The 19,282-nt window shown below is 39.6% G+C and carries 16 protein-coding genes; 6 read left to right on the top strand and 10 right to left on the bottom strand.

Annotated features, from left to right (window positions below):
* The first annotated feature begins 71 nt into the window (after positions 1-71).
* Positions 72-3,539 (top strand): hypothetical protein, encoded by a 3,468-nt coding sequence (locus KF872_12310; protein ID MBX2904322.1) that lies wholly within the window; start codon positions 72-74, stop codon positions 3,537-3,539.
* On the opposite strand, the gene KF872_12305 is transcribed toward KF872_12310, so the two are convergent.
* On the bottom strand, positions 3,522-5,225 hold the full coding sequence (locus KF872_12305; protein MBX2904321.1) for a sodium:solute symporter: 1,704 nt from the start codon (positions 5,223-5,225) through the stop codon (positions 3,522-3,524). The genes KF872_12310 and KF872_12305 overlap by 18 nt on opposite strands.
* A 96-nt stretch (positions 5,226-5,321) precedes the next feature.
* On the opposite strand from KF872_12305, the gene KF872_12300 reads away from it, so the two are divergent.
* Genes KF872_12300 through KF872_12290 form a run of 3 tightly spaced genes read left to right on the top strand, consistent with a single transcriptional unit; the run spans position 5,322 to position 8,858 of the window.
* Entirely contained in the window at positions 5,322-6,017 is a 696-nt protein-coding gene (locus tag KF872_12300) for a YjjG family noncanonical pyrimidine nucleotidase (protein MBX2904320.1), read from the top strand.
* A gap of 23 nt (positions 6,018-6,040) precedes the next feature.
* Complete coding sequence (locus KF872_12295; protein ID MBX2904319.1) at positions 6,041-6,709, top strand: flavodoxin reductase; 669 nt, start codon at positions 6,041-6,043, stop codon at positions 6,707-6,709.
* A gap of 49 nt (positions 6,710-6,758) precedes the next feature.
* Positions 6,759-8,858: a hypothetical protein gene (locus tag KF872_12290; GenBank protein ID MBX2904318.1), complete on the top strand. Its 2,100-nt coding sequence runs from the start codon at positions 6,759-6,761 to the stop codon at positions 8,856-8,858.
* Here the strand turns inward: KF872_12290 and KF872_12285 are convergent.
* The 9 genes from KF872_12285 to KF872_12245 form a co-directional block, all read right to left on the bottom strand.
* Positions 8,855-9,568, bottom strand: a complete 714-nt coding sequence (locus KF872_12285) for a methyltransferase (GenBank protein ID MBX2904317.1) — start codon at positions 9,566-9,568, stop codon at positions 8,855-8,857. The genes KF872_12290 and KF872_12285 overlap by 4 nt on opposite strands.
* 17 nt (positions 9,569-9,585) lie before the next feature.
* A complete protein-coding gene (locus tag KF872_12280) occupies positions 9,586-10,824 on the bottom strand; it encodes a DUF1015 domain-containing protein (protein ID MBX2904316.1) in 1,239 nt (412 codons plus the stop codon).
* 71 nt (positions 10,825-10,895) lie between these two features.
* A complete protein-coding gene (locus KF872_12275; protein ID MBX2904315.1) occupies positions 10,896-13,112 on the bottom strand; it encodes a terpene cyclase/mutase family protein in 2,217 nt (738 codons plus the stop codon).
* A gap of 256 nt (positions 13,113-13,368) precedes the next feature.
* Positions 13,369-13,818 (bottom strand): 50S ribosomal protein L9, encoded by a 450-nt coding sequence (rplI, locus tag KF872_12270; GenBank protein MBX2904314.1) that lies wholly within the window; start codon positions 13,816-13,818, stop codon positions 13,369-13,371.
* A 29-nt stretch (positions 13,819-13,847) separates the two neighbouring features.
* Positions 13,848-14,117, bottom strand: coding sequence for a 30S ribosomal protein S18 (gene rpsR / locus KF872_12265; protein ID MBX2904313.1), 270 nt, complete (start codon positions 14,115-14,117; stop codon positions 13,848-13,850).
* Between the two features lie 3 nt (positions 14,118-14,120).
* Complete coding sequence (locus KF872_12260; GenBank protein ID MBX2904312.1) at positions 14,121-14,495, bottom strand: 30S ribosomal protein S6; 375 nt, start codon at positions 14,493-14,495, stop codon at positions 14,121-14,123.
* A 93-nt stretch (positions 14,496-14,588) separates the two neighbouring features.
* Positions 14,589-15,449 (bottom strand): flavin reductase family protein, encoded by an 861-nt coding sequence (locus KF872_12255; protein MBX2904311.1) that lies wholly within the window; start codon positions 15,447-15,449, stop codon positions 14,589-14,591.
* 46 nt (positions 15,450-15,495) lie between these two features.
* On the bottom strand, positions 15,496-16,401 hold the full coding sequence (locus KF872_12250) for a class I SAM-dependent methyltransferase (protein MBX2904310.1): 906 nt from the start codon (positions 16,399-16,401) through the stop codon (positions 15,496-15,498).
* Positions 16,383-16,742 carry a septum formation initiator family protein gene (locus KF872_12245; protein MBX2904309.1) on the bottom strand — a complete coding sequence of 120 codons (360 nt, stop codon included), beginning with the start codon at positions 16,740-16,742 and terminating at the stop codon, positions 16,383-16,385. The genes KF872_12250 and KF872_12245 overlap by 19 nt, the downstream gene beginning before the upstream one ends.
* Before the next feature lie 144 nt (positions 16,743-16,886).
* On the opposite strand from KF872_12245, the gene KF872_12240 reads away from it, so the two are divergent.
* Positions 16,887-18,563: a hypothetical protein gene (locus tag KF872_12240; GenBank protein MBX2904308.1), complete on the top strand. Its 1,677-nt coding sequence runs from the start codon at positions 16,887-16,889 to the stop codon at positions 18,561-18,563.
* Positions 18,564-18,614: 51 nt separating this feature from the next.
* Positions 18,615-19,160: a hypothetical protein gene (locus KF872_12235; protein ID MBX2904307.1), complete on the top strand. Its 546-nt coding sequence runs from the start codon at positions 18,615-18,617 to the stop codon at positions 19,158-19,160.
* Positions 19,161-19,282 lie beyond the last annotated feature (122 nt).

Below are 19,282 nucleotides of genomic sequence, written 5' to 3'. Positions count from 1 at the left end.
TCATTTACTTTCATTCGCTGAAACTATTGGTTGTTTTGCTTAGGAAGGTAGCTCTATTTATGGTGTGCTGTATGGCTGTATTGTGTTCGTTGCGGGCACAATCGCTTTCTAACCTTCGAACTAAAAGTGTTGTGGTGCAGGGCGATTCGCTAAAGGTGGACTCTATGGCATTAGTGCCGGGGCAGTTTTTTGTATATCAAAACGGAGTGCCGTTGGACACTTCAGCATATACATTGTTTCCATTTCAATCGCTTTTGCTTTGGAAAAAAGCCCCGCAAGGTGAGGTGCGCATAAAATATAGGGTTTATCCATTTAAGCGCATGGCAGCGGCAGCACATAAAAGCCATGCAGATTATAGTTTTTCGCAGCAGAACTTTGTAATGCACCCTTTTGAATATAAGCCGTTAGAAAGCCCGCAACAGTTTATAGATTTTGGCACTTTAGATTACAATGGTACCTTTTCGCGCGGCTTAACTTTTGGTAGCAACCAAGATGTGGTGCTTAACTCGCAGTTTAACTTGCAGTTGAGTGGAGCATTGGCAAAGGATTTAGAGATAACGGCTGCTCTTACCGATAATAATGTGCCCTTTCAACCCGATGGAAATACACAGCAAATACAAGAGTTCGATAAAATATTTATTCAGTTAAAGTACCGGAATCATAAACTTACGGCAGGCGATTTTGATTTGTATAATCCCGAAAGCAGTTATTTTTTACGCTACTCTAAGAAGCCGCAAGGTGGCTGGTATCAAGGTTCTTTCGATTTTAAAAAATGGGGGAATGTAGAGGCACAGGCTGCCGGTGGCATTATGCGCGGAAAATTTGCACGTAATGTTTTGCAGGTGAGTGAAGGCAACCAAGGTCCCTATAAATTGCTGGGTGCAAATGGCGAAACCTACATTGTAATTCTTGCCAATAGCGAAGAGGTATTCATAAACGGGAAAAAAATGCAGCGGGGTGCAGATAGAGATTATGTAATTGACTACAACACTGCTGAAATAAAATTTACACCTAAGCGAATAATTACACGCGATTTGCGCGTGGTGGTTGAGTTTGAATATACTAACAATAATTATCTGCGCTCTGTGATTTTTGCCAATGCCGCATGGGAAACAAAGCATGTAAACACGCGCATAAATATTTATTCGGAGCAAGACAGCAAATCGCAAACCCTGAGTGAAAGTTTGGACGATAAGAAGAGGGATTTCCTCTCAAGCATTGGCGATAGTGTAACCCATTTTTTGTATCCAACTTTAGATAGTGTAGCTGCCAATGGCAATCGGGTGTTGTATGCTTTAAAAGATACGCTTGGCTTTGATTCTGTATTGGTGTACGAAACGAGTTCAAATGCTTACTACACCGCCACTTTTTCTTTGGTGGGTGAAGGTAAAGGCGATTATATTCCGGCATCTTCAACAGCAAATGGCAGGGTGTTTGCTTGGGTAAAGCCCGATACTGTTGCCGGAGTTATTTACAAGCGTGGAAGCTATGTGCCCGCGGTGCTTCTTCCTGCTCCGCAGTTGCAGCAGTTATTTTCTATTGCAAACGATTTTAAAATAAATAGCAATCATGTTATTTCTACCGAAGCGGCATTGAGCAACCGAGATGTAAACACGCTTTCTGCATTGGATAATGACGACAACAGGGGCGGTGCTGCCAGAATAAATTACAAAGGAATAGTGCCTACCAAGCGCGATAGTAGCCGTGTGAAAGAGCAACTTTTAATAGATGCTGTTTATGAATTTGTGCAAGCAAAATTTAAGTATGTAGAGCGTTTTAGGGCGGTGGAATTTAATCGTGAATGGAATACTGCTGCATTCGAAAACCCACGCGATGAGCACTACGGAAATCTATTTTTGCAATATCAATTTGAGAAAGCAGGCAATATCTACTATCGCTTTAGGAATTATATACAGCAAGGGAATTTTAGTGGTTATGAAAATTCTATAGGCGCAACACTACAAGGCAAAGGCTTTTTATTTAGTACTCAAAATTCGGTAATGAATAGCGATGCACCTTTGCAGCATTCACTCTTTATTAGACCCAGAGCCGATTTGAGCTATGCAGTTAAGAAGGCAAAGAATATTAGTGTAGGAGTTTATTTAGACCATGAAGTAAATTCAATTACCAATAAAGCCACCAAGCATCTTCAATCAAATTCGTACCTGTGGCAGAATTATGGAATCTATTTAAAATCGCCCGATACCATGCGCAATCAGTTTACATTAGAAGCTAAGTTGCGCATGGAGCAGCGTGCAGATTCCACCGCTTTTGCCAAGCCCTTTTTTTACGGTCAATCGGTTTCTACTACCGGAAGAATAACTACACTTAAAAATCAAGCGCTCAACTGGACGGCAACTTACCGCTACGCATTCAATAGCGATTCTATACACGCAACTAATTACAATCGCCACTATTATTTAGGAAGAATAGATTATTCAATTACAGCTTTAAAAGGTTTTTTGCGCAGTACTACTTTATATGAAATTAGCAATGGGAGGGAGCAGAAAATTCAGGTTTCGTATCAGCAATCGCCTGCTAATACTGGCGATTACATTTGGAAAGATGCAAACGATGATGGCATAAAACAATTAGATGAATTTGTGGTTTCCCCATTTAAAGAGGATACTACTTATATAAAAGTTTTTACGGTTACACCGGAGTCGCTTCCTGTGAATGTGGCATCCTTTACGCAAACGCTTAATGTAAATCCTGCAACGCTTCTTGGAAAAAATGCAAGTAGGGCAGCTCGCTTTTTTGCAAAGTTTTCTGCCTTTGCCAGTATAGAAGTGCAGCGCAAAAGTTTTGCTTCAAAAAGTTCAAGTGTTGCCAATGTGTTTAATCCGTTTCCGGTAGCGTTTAGCAATCCTTCGTTGGTTAGTTTAACACACAGTTCGCGGGCATCGCTTTTCTTTAATCGTTTAGATCCCAAGTATGGCTTGCAGTTTGACTTTAGTTATTTGCAAAGCAAAATTCTATTAACCAATGGTTACGAGGAACGCTTAACACAAACACAGAGTGTTTCTGCACGGTATAATTTTATTAAGTCGCTTACTGTGCAAACAGTATATACCAATGGTACACGCGCCAACACCAGCGATTTTTATATACAACAGCGCTATCGTTTTTATTTTAACCAAACCAATACAGAACTATCATATCAATACAAAACGGCATTTAGAATTGCAGTAAATTACCTCTTTGCACAAAAAATAAATCCCACAGATAGTGTGGGAAATCAAATAGTAAACATACACCAAGCAGGGTTGCAATCGAGGTATAATATTTCGGGAAAGGCAGCTGCAGAAGCGCGTTTTACATATTCATTGGTGCATTATGCAGATAAAGATTATAGGAATCAGCAACTGGAATATGCCATGCTAGAAGGTTTACAAAATGGCAATAATTTAGTTTGGAATGGCACGGTGGAGTATAGGCTTACACCTGCGGTATTACTTACCTTTGTATATGATGGCAGGAAAACAGGTACAGCTAAAGTGGTGCATTCCGGCAGAGCAGAATTACGCGCTATTTTTTAAGGTAGATGGAGGTGTTTGTTTGTTTAAAACAAACTGAAATACCATGCCAAGTAACACTACCAGCAAGCATCCAATCATATTGAGCCATAAGAATGCGGTAGTTTCATTTTGGTACAAAATTATTACAGTAATTTCTGCAACAATGGCAGCAAAGAATACGGCAGTTCCTTTTATATATTTTACAAAAAATGCCACTACAAAAACGCCTAATGTGGTTCCGTAAAACAGTGATCCCAGCACATTTACAGCTTCAATCATACTGCCAAGTGCACTGGCAAATTGGGCAACCAAAATGGCAATGATTCCCCAAAAAACGGTGAGTAATTTTGAAACAAAAACATAATGCTGCTCGTTTCGGTCGGTTACTAATAATCTTTTGTATAAATCTATTACGGATGTAGAAGCTAAGGCGTTTAGTTCAGAAGCTGTGCTGCTCCACGATGCACAAAATATAACTGCAATGAGCAAGCCAATTAAACCCGCAGGAAGATAGTGGAGTACAAAGTTTAGGAATATGTAATTGGTGTCGTTAGTATCGCTGGAAGGGTTTGTTTGTGTAATAAGTGCTTTTGTTTCGCTTCTGAGTTTTTGTTCTGTTGTTTTTAATTCTTGGAGGGAATTTTTTAATTGAGTTTGCTCTTGAGGGTTATTGCTTTGTATATAGGCAAAAGCAGTATTTCTTTTTTCTTCTTGTATTACGGTGTATTTTTTTTCTAATTCATTAAATTCTTGCGAAGCATTAACCCTTGCTTTTTGCAATGCAGTTTCGTTAAAAAAAATAGGAGCATTATGGAAGTGGTAAAACGCAACCAACAAAGCGCCAATAAGCAGAATAGAATACTGCATAGGTATCTTTACCAAAGCAGTAGTAAGCAGTCCTTTTCGTGTTTCGCTTTCGCTTTTGCCCGTTAGGTATCTTCCAACTTGGCTTTGGTCGGTGCCGAAATATGCAAGCGATAAAAAGAAGCCGCCAATTAAGCCACTCCACACATTGTATTTGTCGTTCATGTTGAAGTTGGTAGTGATGGTATTCATATTTCCTACGGCATCGGCAATTTTTACGGCATCAAAGAATCCAACTCCATCGGGCAATAGTTTCACTACCATAAAACCAGCAATAAACATGCCGATAGTAATTACCAGCATTTGCTGAAACTGTGTGTACGAAACGGCTTTGGTGCCTCCACTTACGGTGTACACAATAACTAAGCCGCCCATTACCAAATTGGCTATCCAAATATTCCAACCCAAAACAGAACTTAAGATAAGCGCAGGTGCATAAATGGTTAAGCCGGCAGAAAGACCTCTTTGCAATAAAAACAATAGTGCCGTGAATGCTCTTGTTTTCACATCGAACCTTTTTTCTAAAAACTGATATGCGGTAAAAACATTTGCTTTGCGAAACATGGGCATAAACACGAAACTTACAACCAACATGGCAATGGGCATTCCAAAGTAAAATTGTACAAACCGCATGCCATCGGTAAAAGCTTGCCCTGGTGCAGAAATAAAAGTAATGGCACTTGCCTGTGTGCTAATAACCGAAAACATTACAAAGTACCATGGCATTTCTTTGCTACCTAAAAAGTAGTCGCTTATATTTTTACTGCCACTGCTTTTATACATGCCATATACAATAATGGCAAGGAGTGTGGTTACTAAAACAATCCAATCTAATAAGTGCATTGCAGGCTAATTGTTTTTTTGCTTCTTTGTGCAGCAATTTTAAATGAATAAAAAGTTAATGAAAGCGAATAATTTGTTCGCTTTGTGCTATGTGTGATGAAGCCGTATAAACATATTTTTTTCGATTTAGATCATACACTTTGGGATTTTGAAACCAATTCTAAAAGTACATTGCTGGAGATATTCGAAACATGTGCATTAAGGCAAAAAGGCATTTTTAATTTCGATCAGTTTTATCAAACCTATCAACCCATCAACGATCAATATTGGTATTTGTATCATAATCATAAAGTAACTAAAGAGGAATTGCGATTAGGGCGCTTTCGCGAAACACTTTCGCGCTTTAATATAGAAGATGAATCGTTGGTGGCGCACATTGCAGATATGTATGTTACACAAAGCCCGCACAGGCAAGCATTGTTTCCTCATGCACACGAAATGCTCACATATCTTTCGAGCCGTTATCAATTGCATATTATTACCAATGGTTTTAAAGAAGTGCAGCAGCAAAAAATACTGCATTCCGGTTTGCAACCATATTTTACACATACAGTAGTATCAGAAGAAGTGGGATTCCAAAAGCCCAGTGTAGCTATTTTTGAGCACACGGTTAAAATTACTGCTTCGCAAAAACACGAATGCCTTATGGTGGGCGATAACATACAAACCGATATAGATGGCGCCATGAATGCAGGTATTGATGCTGTTTTGTTTAACCCAAAGCGCAAATGGCATAAGGCAAAACCCACCTTCGAAGTGCATTGCTTAAGCGAGCTTTCTTCTTTGTTGTAATTTTTAATTAAACCAATCCATAAATGAATACTTCAATTGTTCAAGTTAAAGAAGCACACTTTGTAAATAGCAATGTAAAGCGGTTTATTATAGAGAAACCAAAAGGATACCAATTTGTGCCCGGTCAGGCAGCAGAAATTGCACTAAACGAAGATGGCTGGAGCAATGAATTTAGACCTTTCACTTTTACCAGTTTAAATTCTTGGGAGCATTTAGAATTACTCGTAAAAATTTATCCGGAAAGAAAAGGTGTAACTGCACAATTGGCAAAAACCAATGCTGGTGCTTCGTTTATTCTTGGTGAACCATTTGGCGCAATTGAATATAAAGGGCCGGGCGTGTTTATTGCAGGCGGTTCCGGTATTACACCTTTTATTTCAATTTTTCGCGAATTGAAAAAACAAAACAGACTTTTAAACAATAAACTGATATACTCCAGTTATACTTCTGCCGATGTAATTGCAGGAGCAGAGCTGCACGATATGCTAAAAGAAAATTACATAAACCACTATACCAAAGAAGGCGTAATTGGTTTTGTAGAAAAGCGCTTAAATAAAAGTTCGTTGATAGAGTATATTAAAGATTTTGGACAACGTTTTTATGTGTGCGGTTCTCAAAATTTTGTGCACGATATTTCTGCAACACTACTACAATTAGGAGCTTCTGCCGATGGATTGGTAATAGAAAAGTAATTTTCTGTTTTGCCAATTTACTTGTAATATCACTTGCAGAACACTTTGAATGACGCAAGTCTTACTTCATTATTTATCTATGGTTGCCCGGCACCTGCAAATACTGCTGCTGCTAATACCTGTGGCAGTGTGCGCGCAGCAAGTCGATGATACCGAAGAACAAGAAATTATAGAGAATTTTGCCCGCTCCGAAGATTCAGAGGAGTTTACGTTCGATGCTTCTATAGATGATTTAGAAAATTTGAAGAAGCGCCCACTTAACTTAAATAGGGCTTCTGTTGGGGAGTTATCGGAAATTATTCTGCTTTCTCCTCAGCAAATTACAGAGTTGCAGCGCTACATTCAGCGGCACGGAAAACTTATTTCGGTGTATGAACTACAAGCCGTTCCTCTTTGGGATGTTGCCACCATTAAGGCTGTTTTGCCATACATTAAAGTGGATGAAAATTTGCAGGATATGCATGTTCCGTTAAAAGATTTATTCTCTAAAGGAAACATTCAGTTCCTGAGTCGCTACCAGCAGCAAATAGAAAAAAGCAGAGGTTATGCCGTTCCCGACAATCCTTCAAAACAGTATTATCAGGGGCTTCCATTTCGTTTGTTGGCACGTTTTAGATATACCTACGGCACGCAAATGAGCTATGGTTTTACTGCCGATAAAGATGCAGGAGAGGAATTTTTTAAAGGAAGCAATAAGCGAGGATTCGATTTCTATTCAGCACATTTTTTTATTAGAAATAGGAAGCAATTAAAAGCACTTGCCTTGGGCGATTACGAAGTGCGCTTGGGGCAAGGATTGATTATGTGGACAGGTTTTGGGTTTAGGAAAAGCCCTGCCGTAATGATGGTGAAGCGCGAAAGTCCTAAACTGCGACCGTACACTTCGGTAAACGAATGGCGCTATATGCGCGGAGGTGCTTTTACGCTTGGTTTTAAAAATTGGGAAGTAACGGCTTTTGCATCGTATAAACTGGTAGATGCTAATGTGGTTTCGCAGGCACTAAGCGATACAAGTATAAATGAAGAGGAGTATTTTTCTTCTTTAATGGAAACCGGATACCATAGAACACAAAGTGAAATTGCCGGGCGCGAAACGGTTTCGCAACTTACCACAGGCGGTAATGTTTCTTACAATAAGAAGAGTTGGCACATTGGAGCCAATGCAGTTTATATGCGCTATTTTAAACCATACTCTAAACTGCAAGCACCTTACGCCATGTTTGATTTTGCTGCACAGCAACTGCTGAATGTAAGTGTAGATTACCATGCAGTGTTTAGGAATATCCACTTTTTTGGTGAAAATGCTGTGAGCAATAATGGTGGTTTTGGTTTGCTGAATGGAGCCATTATTAGTTTAGATAAAAAGGTAGATATGAGTGTGGTGCATCGCTATTTCTCTAAGAACTTTCAATCGGCTTATGGAAGTGCTTTTGCCGAGCGCAGCCATCCGCAAAACGAACATGGCTTGTATATGGGATTGAGCGCCAGACCAGTTAAGTATTTGCAGCTAGATGCTTTTTTTGATTTGTATATGCATCCTTGGCTAAAGTATTTGGTAGATGCACCTTCGTGGGGAAACGAAAATTATTTGCAAGCTACTGTAAAACCCAACAAGAAATCGGAGATTTATATACGCTACCGTTTTGAAACCAAGAAGCGCAATTCGCCTTTAAATGATTTGCCGCTCGATTATGTGGTGAAAGAAACACGGCAGGGACTGCGCTACCAACATAGATTTCGCGTAACCGATGATATTACTATTTCCAATAGGGTAGAAGTGAGTTTCTATAATTTAGAAAGCAGAAAACCCGAAGTTGGATATATGTTTTACCAAGATATTGCTTTTAAACGAATGGGTTTCCCACTTTCGGCAAATGCACGTTTTGCTATTTTTAGAACACCGAGTTACAATTCCAGAATTTATACTTACGAAAATGATGTGTTGTATTCATTCTCTATTCCTGCACTATACGGAAACGGCATTCGGTATTATCTTACATTGCAGTATAAAGCTACGCGATGGCTTGAATTTTGGGTGCGTTGGGCACAAACATTCCGCAGCGATGTAAAGGTAATTGGCAGCGGTTTAGACCAAATAGACGGAGCTAAAAAGAGTGAAATAAAAGTACAAATGCGTTTGCGGTTTTAGCCGTAGTTTACGGCATAGGCTTCTTTGGTAAGCTCAATGAATGCCGAAGTGTATTTTCCTTCTTCAGTATAAACAATAAGTGTTTCTTCTTTAGGTGTGGTGCGTGTTTTGCTTAGTTGTAGTAGCGTTAAGTAAGGCAATTTATCGGGAGTTGAAATTACGCTTAGTTGCTTTACGGTAAATAAATGGTGCTGTGCCGCAATGGTTTGAAAAGCTAATGTGCTTTTGGCAGGAATAGCAAAGAATGCACTACCGTTTAAATGCAATAACCGTGCTGTATGCAGCAGTAATTCTTCAAAAGAAAGTGTGGTATGATGCCTTGCAATATTTCTGTTTTTCGAGGGCGATGGCACATCGTTTTCAAAGTAGGGTGGATTGCTGATAATTACATCAAACAATGCAGCCGGATGCAAATCTTGTAATGCAGTATTCTGTGCTTGCAATTGTGTAGCCCACACACTGTTTCTAAAATTAAGTTGAGCCACAGTAATGGCAGCCGGGTTAATGTCTATGGCAAAAATGGCAGCATTGCTTTTTTGCGCTGCAAGCAAAGATAAAATGCCGCTTCCGGTTCCAATATCTAATATGTTTTCAGCCGTATTTGAATGCAGCCAAGATCCGAGTAAAATACTATCGGTGCTTACTTTCATTACTTCCGCAGATTGTTGTAAGGAGAAGTGCTTAAAATGAAATGGCTGCGGTGCTTTCACTTATTTCAGTTGCAATATTAAATGAGGTGAATAAACAAGCCATCGCGCAGTTTGGGTTCAAACCAAGTACTTTTTGGAGGCATCACGTTGTGGTTGTCGGCTATTGCCATCAATTGCTCCAACGATACGGGATAGAGTGCAAATGCTACCGCCATTTCACCACTGGTTACTCGTTTTTCTAATTCTTTTAAACCTCTAATGCCGCCCACAAAATCTATGCGTTTATCGGTTCTTGGATCTTCTATTCCTAAGAGTGGTTGCAATAAATAGTTTTGAAGAATAGTTACATCCAGCACTCCAATGGGATCGTCTTTAATAATGGCATCTTTTGCTTTTAAACAATACCATTGGCGGTTTATGTACATGCCAAATTCATGAAGTGTTTTGGGCGCAAAAGAGGCATTTGCCGGTGTTATATCGAAGTGCTCTTTTACTTTGTGCAAAAATTGCTCGTTGGAATGTCCGTTTAAATCTTTCACTATACGGTTGTAATCCATAATTGCCAATTGCGAAGCGGGAAAAAGTACCGATAAAAAGTAGTTGTAATCTTCGTAACCGGAATGTGTAGCATTGGCAGTTTTTTTGCGTAGTCCGGTTTTGGCAGCACTGGCAGCGCGGTGGTGTCCATCGGCAATGTAGAGGTAGCGTATGTTGCTGGCAAATAGTTGCACCAATGTTCGAATGGCTGGAACATCTGTTATTTGCCAGCCTTCGTGTTTTACGCCATCGCTTGCCGTAAAGCTGAAAATGGGCGACTGAGCAGTGTAGTTGGCAATTATTTTATCTACGGCATCGTTATTTCTATAGGTAAGGAAAATGGGTCCTGTTTGTGCTTCGAGATGCTGCATGTGTTGTATGCGATCTTCTTCTTTTTCAGGACGGGTAAATTCATGCTTCTTAATAATATTTTGTTCGTATTCTTCGATGGAGCAACATGCTACCAAGCCTGTTTGTGTGCGACCATTCATGGTAAGTGCATAGATGTAGAGGCTTTCGTTTTCATCTTGCTGTAAAATTTTTTCACTAATGAGTTTATTGAAATTGCTCTTTGCTTTTTCGTAAACACTGCTATCGTATAAAGAAGTGCCGATAGGCAAATCTATTTCTGCTCTGCTAACATGAAGAAAGGAATATGGATTGCCTGCAGCCATTTGGGCGGCTTCTTCTGTATTCATAACATCGTAGGGCAGCGATGCTACTTGAGTGGTGTATGCAGGCTGTGGTCGTAGCGATTTAAACGGTTTAATGATAGACATGTTGCAAAAAATATTGTGGCGCTAAGGAATAGAAAATGTTTGTGTTGCGGCACTAAAGTTTGGCACATTTCTTAGCAAAATGGTTGAGTGGCTTCGTATTCGCCTAATGCCCAAAGCGGAAATATATTTCGGAAATTGGTATAACTAATGGCGCAGTTATGGTTGAATACTCCATTTATGTTTTCTTGCTCCCAATTACCATTGGTAAGTTGTTTATCGGTTATGAATGCAATGCCTTTACGTATTTCGTTTTCAAATCCACCAATTTTTAAAAGTGCAAGTACTGCCCAAGCGGTGTTTACTACTTGCGATTGTAGCGAAGGGGTATATTTCTTCTGTATGCAACTTTCAAACGATTCGCCCCAACCGCCATCGGTGTTTTGCTTGCTTGCTAAAAACTGTGCTGCCTTTTGCAAGGCTGTATTTATTGTGTTTGATTGTAAATAGCCTTTCTCCTTTGCGAGGTAAAGTGCTTCTACGCCAAACCATGTTCCATAAGTATAGCAAACTGCCCATGAGCCATACCAACTGCCATCTTGCAGCTGCTGTTTGCATATAAAGTTCAATCCGTTTGTAATGGCAGTTTTAATATTTTCAGATTGAAAGTTTGGAAATGCTTGTTGAAATGTGATGAGCGCTTGCACCGCAGAACTGCTGCATTCTGTGTAGCTATAGTCCACCATTATGTTTCCAAAAATTTGCGAGGGGTTGAGTGTTTCTATCCAACTTGGAGCGCGTTGTTTCTCGTAGCTCGCCCAACCGCCATCTTTGTTTTGAAACGAAAGCAACAAGGTGGCTGCTTGTTCGCAACGCTGCTGTGCATTGGCAATCTGTTGCCTATTTTGTACCAATATTTTTAATCCTTCGGCAGAGCAATCGGTTATTGGCCAGCCATGCGATTTGGTAGAAAATGGAAAGCCGCCCACAGATGGGTGTCTAAAAAAATCTTGATGTAAGTGCGGCTCTGCCTGTATTTGTTGTGCACTAATAAAATCTAGCATTTTGCTTTCTGCTTCGCGTAAGTGGGTGCCGTTTTTCCATGCCTTTAATGCACAGTATGCAAACATGGTATCCCAAAACTGCGAGCCGTTGTATCCCTGCATTTTTACTCCGTCTTCTGATAGCCAGAGGTAATCTTGCAGGCGTTTTATGTGGCTTAGAAATTGTACTGAATTTTTTCCGTAGCAATGCCAAATGCAGAGCATGTTTAGCATCTTATTTACAGGTCCTATGTTGATATAGTTAGTTTGTTGATCTTCTGCATCAATATAGTTGATGGCATAGTTTAAGGCTTTGTTTCGCCATGCTTTTACTGCAATCTTTTCATATATACTTGTAAAGAAATTAAGTGTAGATAAAGCCTTGTGTGGCGGGTGATACACATCTTTGGGACAGCATTGGTTTCTAGCATTTTTCCAATTTATTTCTTGGTATGGTTGGGTATAAATTTCTGTTTTCAGTTCATGTAAAAGTGGGGTAGGGGCTGCTTTGAGTTTATTTCCAAAGCAATAGCTCATGGGTAAATATACCATGCGTGCATGGCTCCAGTAGCGCGAAGGGTGTATGGGCAATGTTTTTGGAAGTAGCCAGAGTTCCGGTAGTAGAGAGTGGTTGCCTTCCCATTCAAAAATGCCTAGGCAAGACAGGTAAAATTTCCCCCAAGGTGGCAGGGTTAATGCGCCTCCGTGCTGGAGTATCCATTGTTGTGCTTTTTGTAGTTGGGTGTTTGTTTTTTTAAAGCCAAGCAGCCGCAAACTTACATAGTGCAGGCAGGTGCCAAACATAGTTCCGGAATCTTCGATATGCAGCCCCCAGCTCCCATCTTGGTTTTGGTGGTTGAGCATATAGCGAGCAATAAGTGTTTGGTAAGGTTCTTCTATTTTAGTTTGGGTGATATAGTGAACAATTACATATCCGGGCAATAAGAAAAGCGGCCCTCCGTAGTCTCCGGCAAAGTGCCCTTCGTTGCTTAATAGTTGCGTAAAATAGGCCCAGCCGTTTTGCAGTGCTTCTGTTGGTGTATTTGCCTTGCTAGTGGTGTTACTGTTTTTTGTAAATGAATTTCTAAATACAGCATCTTGCACATTGGGATTAGGGTGTTTATTGAAACAAAATGCAGCATCTATTTCGTGCAGTATTTGTTTGCCTTCGGGCGAAGTCCAGTTGATGTTGGCATATTCAGTAGGAAGTTGGAAATGCCATGTTTGCCTTCCATTTTCGGTATGTAACCTCCAAAACGAAAAAATTTCTTCGGCCGTAAAGGTTGTTTTTGTTGATGTCTGCATCATGGCGCAAAACTATGTGCCATGTGGGTGCTGCTTCGTGTAAATAACGACAACTTTTTAAAGAAAGCCTTTTATAGGGCTCAAAGAGGTGCAACTTTTAAAAAGTGTACTTTGGTTGGTATATATGGCTGCTGTATGGCGTAATATTATCAAGTTGAGGGCAGAAATTGTAAATAACTTGCAGATAGTGAAATTGCCATTGGTGAAAAAGAAAAGGCTGCCTTTGGGGCAGCCTTTAAGTAAACTAGTTTTATAGATATTATTCTGCTACTACTTCAAAAGCAACTGTTACTTTATATTCTTTACCTAAAGTAACTTCGGCTGTGTAGTTTCCGAGTGTTTTTACTTCGCCTTCTACGATAGTAATCTTTCTTCTATCTACTTCTACTTGAGCAAGGTTGCGAATAGCTTCGGCAACGTGGTAAGAGGTTACAGAACCAAAAATTTTATCGGTAGAACCAACTTTTGCTCCAATTTTAAATGCAGTTTGTTTTAAACGTGCAGTTATTTCTTGGATTTGTTCTAAAAGTTTAGCCTCTTTCTTTTCTTTTATTCTAAGACGGGTACCTAGTTCACGAAGGTTGGTATCGTTTTTTACAACGGCATAACCTTGTGGAATAAGGTAGTTTAATGCAAAACCGTTTTTTACATTCACCACATCATCGGCAAAACCGAGTTTCTCAACGTCTTTAAGCAATATGATATCCATTTGTTTAATGTTTTAAGTTTGGTGAATAATTATTTCAACAAGTCTGCAACGTAAGGCATTAAAGCTAAGTGGCGAGCACGTTTAATAGCAGTAGCCACTTTACGTTGATACTTTAATGAGTTTCCGGAAATTCTGCGAGGAACAATTTTACCTTGTTCGTTTACGAACTTCAATAGATACTCAGGATCTTTGTAATCTATGTATTTGATTCCGCTCTTTTTAAAGCGGCAGTATTTCTTTTTGAACGCACCAATTTTGTTGGCGGTTAAGAATTTGATTTGCTCATTTCCTGTTGCCATAAATTATGCCTCCTGTTTTTCGTTTTCTAATGCTTTCTCATTCTTTTTTCCGATAAGTCCGGCACGTTTGTCTTGGTTGTATTTAACGGCATACTTATCTAAGCGAACGGTTAAATAGCGCAACACGTTTTCATCGCGTCTAAAGGCGATTTCTAAGGTGTTGATGGCATTTGCCGGTGCTTTAAATTCCACCCAGTGATAAATTCCGGTGGTTTTTTTCTTAATTGGGTAACGCAAATTGCGTAAGCCCCAGTGGTCTTCAGCCACTATCTCAGCGCCAACGGACTTCAGCAAATCAACATAAGATTTGATTGCTTTTTTGGCATCGTCATCAGACAATACAGGCGTGAGAATGAATGTTGTTTCGTACTGATTCAGCATGTTTCTCTGCTTTTTTTGTTAAAAAATGGAGTGCGAAGATACTGCTTTCATTTATATATGCAATATATTCGATAAAAAATATACAGGTGCTTATTCTGCAAGCAACATGGCGATGCAGAGTGCCTCTGTGAGGTTGCCGTTTTTTAGCTGCTCTTTGCATTGGTTGGCAATGGTTTCTTTAGTTTGGTTTTGCAGGTGTTGGTATGGTGCTGCTTGTGCGTGGGTGGGCAGTGTTTCGTTGTTGGCAAGTAGGGCAATATCGTTTCCGCTCAGGTATTTTGAGGTGCGTATAAAGTGTGGAAGTGCGTTAACGCCAATTACTTTGGTGGCATCGGGTGTGCGGGGCATTTCTATAATAGATTCTGGAATGGTGCGTGCCCAATAGTTTTTGCCCATGCGTGCAATTTGGTCGAATTTATAGGGCGAAACAGAGCCGCTTTCGTCCATTACGCTTTCGTGTATGTGCAAGGCTAAAATTTCGCACAGCACTAAGTTGCCGGCTCCGCCTCCAGTTCCGGTTTCTATAATTTGCAATACTTTGCACTCTATGTGTGCTTTACTTTCTGCTACGCGCGGTGGTTTTACAAATTCGCTGGGTACTTTGTGAAACCCTGCTTTTTCAAACTCATCTATTCCTTTTTCGTATTCTGCTGCTGCTAAATTGCATTGGTGAATCATGTCGTAGCTTACGATGTTTACTACACATTCGCCTACTTCTTTTAGATTATCTAAGGTGTTTTTGCTTTTTCCGGTTCGGCCGCTAATGGCGGGTGAAAAAACCAAAACCGGGGGGTTGGAACCAAAAATATTGAAGAATGAAAAAGGTGCCAGATTTACGTTGCCGGCTGCATCTATGGTAGAAACAAACGAAATAGGGCGAGGTGCAACACAGCTTAATAAGTATTCATGTAATTTGGGTTGCGGAACTTGACCCGGAACTATCTTTAACATCTATAATTTTTGCGCAAAGAAAGTAAATGAAAATACTTGTGGTATTTTATACTTTACAGAAGCGTGCAAATGCGCCCAATGGCAGTTTTTTACCAAAGCTGTCGGGAATAAACAGTTCTCCTATTTCAAATTGGTGTTTCTTGAAATTTGGTTGAATTAAATTTTCGAGAATAAGAGAAGAGAAGCCAAGCGAATAGGCGTTTAAAATTAAGAAGTGATGTTCTTCGTGTAGCAGTTGCTGCACGGTGTTCATCATCTCAAGAATATTGTCTTCGAGTTTCCATTTTTCGCCCGATGGGCCGTGTCCAAATGCCGGAGGGTCTAAAATTATACCGTGATATTTATTGCCTCTTTTTTCTTCGCGTTTGGCAAATTTGAGTGCATCTTCTACCACCCAGCGAATATTGTTTAGGTTGCTGAGTTGCATGTTTTCGTTTGCCCATGTAACCACCTGTTTTATAGAATCTACGTGTGTTACATCTGCGCCAGCGGCTTTTGCAGCCAGTGAAGCGCCTCCGGTATAGGCAAATAAATTCAGGAATTTTGGTGGTGTGTTTTTGGCCTTTATGGCTTGTACTGCTTGTGCAATATATTCCCAATTTACTGCTTGCTCCGGAAATACACCAACGTGTTTAAATCCGGTAAGGGCAAGTTTGAGTGAGAACGAAATGCTACCGTTGTATTGCAGTTGCCAGTTATCGGCTACGGGTTTGTATTTTTTCCATTTGCCGGCATTGCTAGAAGTGGGCACAAATTGTACATCGGCTTGTTTTTCCCATTCGCGCATAGATTGCGAAGGCTCCCAAACGGCTTGCGGTTCGGGGCGAATGCTGGTAATGTTTCCAAATCGCTCTAACTTCATTCCGGAGCCGCTGTCTAACAATGCGTATTCGCGAAATAACTTAGGATGAAGCGAAAGAATTTCGCTGTTGTTTAAAATATTTTTTCCCACCAGTGTTTTGGTTGCGCAGGCGCAGGTTTGTTATCAATAAACACAAATACATCTTCGTTGTCGCGTTTCATATAATAATGTTCGCGTGCAAATTTTTCTTTGGTTTCGTTGTTGGTTCGTAGTTCGTTGAGCTCTGTTTTGGTTTTAGCTATGTTCTTTTCGTAAAAAGAGATTTTCTCGTTTAAATCGTTTAAGTCGTTTTTTCTTTTCCATTGAACAGAAAAATTGTGCTCGTCAAAAAAAAACATCCAAACTACAAAGAATGTAAAGCAGAAAAGGTATGGGTTTTTTACCCATGCCGGAATCCAATCGAGTTTTTTAAAGAATAGTAAACTGCTCACGGTGCTAAAATGGATAATTGTTTTTAAGGGTTAAAATTTTGAAGCCACAATCATTTGTGTATTGAACTTTTTTTCATAATACTATTTGAGGAATTTCATGAAAACGTAGGCTAAATTTATGTAGGTTTGGCAATTCTAAATTATATGAAGTTGAAAAAAGTAACATTGTTGTTAGCGCTGTTTTGGGTAAGTGTATTGGCATTTTCTCAGCAACCTCAGTTTACTGAAATGCAGTTAGATTCCTTTGCAAAGGCAGCATATTTAAAACGTATGGCGGCACAGGATTCGGCAGGAACAGAAAGTGCTAGGAATGCCATTCGGCTGGCACGCGAAGAAAAAGCGGTGAGTATTACCATTCACGGGTATCTTAAAAGGGAATTGCCGGATTTTACAGATGCCTCTCAGGTAGAGTCTTTTACTTGTACTAAGTGCACGGCTTTAGATATTCCAAAACTATTGAAGCAATTAGCGCAGTTGCCGAAACTAAAAGCATTGTCGCTTAATGGCTGTGCCATAAAGGTGTTGCCTGCGGAAATTGAAACGCTGAAAGCCTTAGAAACACTCACTTTAAAAGATAACTTGTTTACCACCTTGCCGCTTACACTTTCAAATTTAACTGCTTTGCGTACGTTGGATGTAGAGCATTGCGGTTATTTGGTAGATGAGTATTTGTGGGATGCGCTTAAAACTTCTAAGGTGGAAACGCTTAATTTTTCAGCTTCTGAGGTGGGCGAAATTCATGAAAAGATAGGCAATCTTACTTCTTTAAAATCCTTGGATTTATCTATAAATGATGTGGTGGCGCTTCCGACTGCTTTCTCAAAATTAAGTTCGCTGGAAACATTAAAGCTGTCGCAGAATTTGCGATTAGATTTAGTGAAACTATTTGCTGTTTTAAAATCCAATGCCAACTTAAAGCAGTTGCACATAAACGAGTGTTTGCTGCAAACAGTGCCATTAGAAGTTGGTGAGTTGCGCCATATTAAAGTGCTGAATCTAAATGGTAATCAGCTAAAAGAAATTCCATTAACCATAGGTAGTTTAGCTGCTTTAGAAGTGTTGGATTTAGGTGGCTTGCCAAGCGGGCATCGCTACAACAGCATTACAGTTTTGCCGCCAACTATTACAGATTTAAAGAATCTGAAAGTGTTGAACTTGTTTGGTAATAAACTAGCCGAATTGCCCGACATTGCTAGGCTTACAGCATTAGAAAATCTGAATGTTTCGTTGAATCAATTGAATGTGTTTCCGGCTTCGGTTTGTACATTGAGCAACTTGAAAGTGTTGGATCTTTCACAAAACAATATCAGTGTGGTGCCGGCTTGTATTAGTAAACTTACAAACATGGAGCAATTGCTGTTGAATGGTAACTTTTTTAATCCAGCCGATAAGAAAATAAAAACATTGCCTGCCGAAATTTGCTTGCTTCAAAAGCTGCAATTGCTATCGTTGAAAGATAATGTTATTGAGCAATTGCCAGACTGTGTTGGCGGGTTTAAGGCATTGCAAGTGCTTGATGTGCGAAATAATTTGTTGAGTACATTGCCGGAAAGTGTATTGCAGTTAAATCAGTTGCGAAAACTACTGCTAAAGGCAAATGAACTTACATCGCTGCCACTCCAACTTAATCGTTTAGCAGGTTTAAAAGAGTTAGATATTTCTTTTAACCCAAAGCTAAGTTTCGATTTGCTCTTGCCTGCTTTGCAGCAAATGAAGCAGCTTGAATTTATGGATGTAAGCTACAATAAAATTGATAGAGAAAAGGTGGTGAAACTGAAATTGGAAATGCCATCTACCAAAATTGCCCGCTATGAACAATAAGTTTTGTTTAGGCAAATACATATTTAGTTTACAGTTAAAGAAAGTAAAATAGTGCTGCTGTTTATTATTTGTTTTGCTTCTATTGCAATAGGCATTTGGATGGGGTATTTTACACGTAATGCCTCTACCACAATGGAGTTTTTTCGGTGGAGCGAAAAGCGGGTGATGCGTGTTTGGCTCTATCTTTTTATTGGTGGAATGTTGCTTACGTACGCGCTGAGCCAAGGCACAGTTTTTCAATTGAATAATCCGCTTATTCCCGAAGATAGTGCAGATCATTTTCGCGATTGGCGCTCTATGTTTGAGTTTTCGTTGGCATTTTTCTTTTTGCCATTGTTAGTACTTGCCAATATTTATAGTTTGGCAACTAAGCGTATCAATTTCTTTTTGTATGGCTTTACTTTTTTATATGCAGCAATATTTAGCTATAAGAATCTGCAAAATTTGAATGAATTCTTTTATCGCTGGGAATCTCATTTTGGATTGTGGAAAGGAGAGTTCCCCATCAATACATCCGCTGTTTGGTTTCATGTAGCAGTGTATGCCTTCCTCTGTATTTTCAACTTGGTTTTTATTTGGTGGGGATTAAGAAAGTAGTAATTGACACCTGCCAGAGTAGTAATGACTTTATGTAGTTTTTTAATGAGAAAATACATATTCCCTTCTGTTTGTTCTGCACTATTATTTGCAAGTAGAAAGATACTAACTATAAAACTTTT

The organism is Chitinophagales bacterium, from assembly GCA_019638515.1.
Lineage (GTDB): Bacteria > Bacteroidota > Bacteroidia > Chitinophagales > LD1 > UBA7692.
Note: the sequence above shows the minus strand (reverse complement) of the source record. Positions and strands in the feature narration are given on the sequence as shown.